Here is a 412-nt window from a genome sequence, read left to right on the forward strand (position 1 = left end):
CGGGGCCCGGCGCGACGACGTCGGCGATGCCGGACAGTTGGACGGTGCCCGCGTACCCGTACAGCAGGGCGACACCGAAGAGGAAGAACGCGGACGAGAACGCCCCGAGCAGGAAGTACTTGAGGGCGGCCTCCTGGGACAGGAGCCGGCGCCGACGAGCCAACCCGCACAGCAGGTACAGCGGCAGCGACAGGACCTCGAGCGCGACGAACATCGTGAGTAGGTCGCCGGCCGCGGGGAACAACAGCATGCCGCCGACCGCGAACATCACGAGCGGGAACACCTCGGTCTGCATGACCCCGGCCCTGATCGCCTCCTTCTCGGCGACGCTGCCCGGGACCGCGGACGCGCGCGGGGTGAATGCGCCGACGGATCCGCCGCCCGCCGCGCCACCCCCGTCGGCGTCCCGGTC

General features: G+C 72.1%; 1 protein-coding gene. It reads right to left on the reverse strand.

What is annotated here, in order from left to right; all coding sequences use genetic code 11:
* On the reverse strand, positions 1 to 412 hold a 412-nt coding region (locus tag IJ15_RS0123915), incomplete at both ends, for a proton-conducting transporter transmembrane domain-containing protein (RefSeq protein WP_031940838.1).

Source organism: Prescottella defluvii (assembly GCF_000738775.1).
GTDB lineage: Bacteria > Actinomycetota > Actinomycetes > Mycobacteriales > Mycobacteriaceae > Prescottella > Prescottella defluvii.